Here is a 3,393-nt window from a genome sequence, read left to right on the forward strand (position 1 = left end):
GCGGGCTTTTTGCTGTCTGGAATTTGGCTTTTCCTTTCGTGCATCCTCTCTCGTCAAACTCGATGCTGGCGCTGCGACCTCGCTTGGTCTGGTGGTGCGTGCTTGAGTTTCGAATGCTGATCTTGTCTGGCTTTGCCAGAGCGCCCTCGACGTCCGGTTGGCTAATGCCGACGATCATGCGCTGATTGATGATCGCTACCCGGCGCTGATCGGGTTTCCACATTCAGGGCTGGCGCCTGCATTTTCCATCGCCAGTGTGTTTTCTTTTCGAGATGAGTCGTCGCACTTTCAGGTGTCAGGCACGCGCTCAAGATTGTTTCGCAAGCGCTTGTTTCAGCCGCGATTTTTTAACGTTTTCAGCCGTCAGTCGGTGTATGATTGCGCCCGTCAGCCCCGCCGGGGCTTTTGGATTACCTCCATGGACTTACCCAGTAGTTACTCAATACCCCGATTTTCCAATCATGAATTGACTGATTGATCCTTCCGGCGCACCCCGCTGCTGGGAGTGGAGTTCGCCTATGTCTGAAGTAGAAGTAAAGAAAACGCAGGAAAGCTTGCAGGACCGCCTGGCTCAAGTTGTTGAGCTGTTGCAGCGTCAGCGAGTGGTTGAAGACCTGACTCATCGCCAGGAAGGTCCGCATCAGGACCGAGTCGAAAACCTGGTTCACCGGCAAAATCTCGTTGAGCTGCAACGCAAGCTCGATGACCTGCACTCCGCCGACGTCGCCTATATTCTTGAAGCCTTGCCGCTCGATGACCGCCTGACGCTCTGGCAGTTGGTCAAGGCTGATCGCGACGGCGACATCCTGCTCGAAGTATCCGATTCGGTTCGTGAAACCCTGATCGCCGACATGGACGATCACGAGCTCCTGGCTGCGGCCAAGGACATGGATGCCGACGAACTGGCCGACCTGGCTTCCGAGCTGCCGCGAGATGTCGTCCATGAGCTGATGGAGACCCTCGATGCTCAGCAACGCGAGCGTGTCCGCTCGGCGTTGTCCTATGACGAGGACCAGGTCGGCGCGCTGATGGACTTCGAGATGGTCACCATCCGCGAGGATGTCAGTCTCGAAGTGGTTCTGCGATACCTGCGACGCCTCAAGGAGCTGCCTGGCCATACCGACAAATTGTTCGTGGTTGACTACGACGGCGTGCTCAAGGGGGTGCTGCCGATCAAGCGCTTGTTGGTCAACGATCCGGATAAGCAGGTTTCCGAGGTCATGGCCAGCGATCCGGTGAGTTTCCATCCGGATGAAGAGGCCTACGATGCTGCCCAGGCGTTTGAGCGTTACGACTTGATCTCGGCCCCCGTTGTCGATAAGAACGGCAAGCTGATCGGCCGTTTGACCATCGATGAAATGGTCGACCTGATTCGTGAGGAGAGCGAAAACGAAGTTCTCAACATGGCGGGTCTGCGTGAAGAAGAGGATATTTTCGCGTCGGTCTGGAAGTCCCTGCGTAACCGCTGGGCCTGGCTGGCAGTGAACCTGATCACCGCATTTGTGGCGTCCCGGGTGATCGGTCTGTTCGAGGGCTCCATTGAGAAGCTGGTGGCGCTGGCTGCGTTGATGCCGATCGTAGCGGGTATCGGAGGTAACTCCGGTAACCAGACCATCACCATGATCGTTCGCGCCATGGCGCTGGACCAGGTGAGTACGGGCAACACTTCGCGACTGATGCGCAAGGAGCTGGCAGTTGCCTTGATCAACGGCGTGATCTGGGGTGGTGTGATCGGCGCGGTGGCCTACCTGTTGTATGGCAGTTGGTCGCTCGGAGTGGTGATGACCGCTGCCATGACCCTCAACCTGTTACTTGCGGCATTGATGGGGGTCTTGATTCCGATGACGCTGGCGCGACTCGGGCGAGATCCTGCCATGGGGGCCAGTGTGATGATTACCGCCATGACCGACAGTGGTGGCTTCTTTATCTTCCTGGGGCTGGCGACGATTTTCCTGCTCTGAGACTTGTTTAACAGCCCGCCCTACGGCGGGCTTTTTTATGGCTGAATTTCAGGCAAAAAAAAGCCAGCGATCAGGCTGGCTTGAGCTTGCGGGGACGAATCAGGAGGCGTCTGCAGTCATCTCTGCGTCATGGGCGATCAGTGAAACAAGCGCATTTTGCTGGCGGTGAGAGAGTTGGCGGAAACGCTGCAGGAGTTCGCGCTCGTGCAGTGACAGCTCCGGGCTGTCCAGGCGCATGCTCAGCTCTTCGCCCAGTGCGCCTTCCTGAATGAGACTCTGCTCCAGGCGCGCAATGATTTCGGAGTTCATGCTGCGGTGATGATTGCGAGCCACCTCGGCAATGCGTTCACGCATTCCGTCTGGCAGACGTACGACGAACTTGTCAGCCGTACGGCTGGAATAAATTGCCTGTTTCAATGGGCGCATATATTTAACCGGTTAGTTCAGGGGAGCGGTTCTCGGGATTGGCCGCAGGATGTCTGATAGGACAAGCGCTCTGGCCAAATGTTCAACCTGAATTGATAGAGGCTCGTATCATGCCTCAAGTTCGCCAGTTCATTGGCGTCAATTCTGTGACAAATATTGAGCTGGATAAAGGCGTTCTGCCAGCACCAATTGTCAGAAATGCGGACTGGTCTTGAAAATTTACCGATCCGTGTCTCTGGTCGCGTCCTTTGCCCCCGCAGGACTTCTGAAAAAACCAAGGGGCATCCCATGCGAATTCGATCACTCTTCCTTATCTGTACAGGATAGTGGCAAATGGCCGATTTACTAGTGGCATACGTGTAACGAGAGTCATTTAGGATGGGTGGCAGGCTGATTATCATGGGGTTGGCCTCCTTGGCGGGGAAGGCGCTGGTCCTCTTCTGGCTTGGGCATGAAAACTTCAAGCTCTCGCGTGACATCTGCCTACACTTAAAAAGCCCACGGATGACATGACAAAGGCAGGCTCGCCCGTTAACATGCACGCCGTCTATCGCTACGCGTAGCTTCGCGGGCATCTTGTGTCTCAGTAGCTCAATTGGATAGAGCATCCCCCTCCTAAGGGGAAGGTTGGCAGTTCGAACCTGCCCTGGGACACCATATAATTCCAGCCTCCAGCCGTTCATGATTCGCTCGCCAGACTTTTACAGGGTCAGGATGCGGGGCAAGCGGATTGCTTCGGGCGAAAATCCTCAATGCCGTCTCTGTCGCGCCGTAGCTCGAGCTGTCCGGCAGGCTTGCACGTTCTCCTTTTCGTTTTTGCCTCTTCTATATAGAGGGAAGGGCGGCTTTTCCTGCCGTTGGTAGCTTCTCGATAGAAAAACCAAATCAATGCTTGACGGCAGATTCTGGAGGCCTATAATTCGCCCCACTTCCGGCGCAGTCGAAACGGAAAACTCTTTGGTAAACAATGAGTTATGCAGTTTTCGGCAGCAGGTTGCTTCAGCTC

General features: G+C 55.6%; 2 protein-coding genes, 1 tRNA gene and 1 pseudogene. 2 read left to right on the forward strand and 2 right to left on the reverse strand.

What is annotated here, in order from left to right:
- Positions 1 to 208 (reverse strand): annotated as a pseudogene (locus PMI35_RS35595) (cell envelope protein SmpA); the annotation flags it as partial.
- Between the two features lie 310 nt (positions 209 to 518).
- Here PMI35_RS35595 and mgtE point away from each other — a divergent pair.
- Complete coding sequence (gene mgtE / locus PMI35_RS00455; protein WP_008066576.1) at positions 519 to 1,961, forward strand: magnesium transporter; 1,443 nt, start codon at positions 519 to 521, stop codon at positions 1,959 to 1,961.
- 99 nt (positions 1,962 to 2,060) lie between these two features.
- On the opposite strand, the gene PMI35_RS00450 is transcribed toward mgtE, so the two are convergent.
- On the reverse strand, positions 2,061 to 2,387 hold the full coding sequence (locus PMI35_RS00450; protein ID WP_008066583.1) for an Arc family DNA-binding protein: 327 nt from the start codon (positions 2,385 to 2,387) through the stop codon (positions 2,061 to 2,063).
- Between the two features lie 580 nt (positions 2,388 to 2,967).
- Here PMI35_RS00450 and PMI35_RS00445 point away from each other — a divergent pair.
- Positions 2,968 to 3,044: transfer RNA gene (locus PMI35_RS00445), tRNA-Arg, on the forward strand.
- Positions 3,045 to 3,393 lie beyond the last annotated feature (349 nt).

Origin of the sequence: Pseudomonas sp. GM78, from assembly GCF_000282475.1 — a bacterium.
Classification (GTDB): Bacteria; Pseudomonadota; Gammaproteobacteria; order Pseudomonadales; family Pseudomonadaceae; genus Aquipseudomonas.

Bases quoted from the DNA above. Each gene is read 5' to 3' on its own strand.
- mgtE (WP_008066576.1), top strand. From the start codon at position 519: ATGTCTGAAGTAGAAGTAAAGAAAACGCAGGAAAGCTTGCAGGACCGC.
- PMI35_RS00450 (WP_008066583.1), bottom strand. From the start codon at position 2,387: ATGCGCCCATTGAAACAGGCAATTTATTCCAGCCGTACGGCTGACAAG.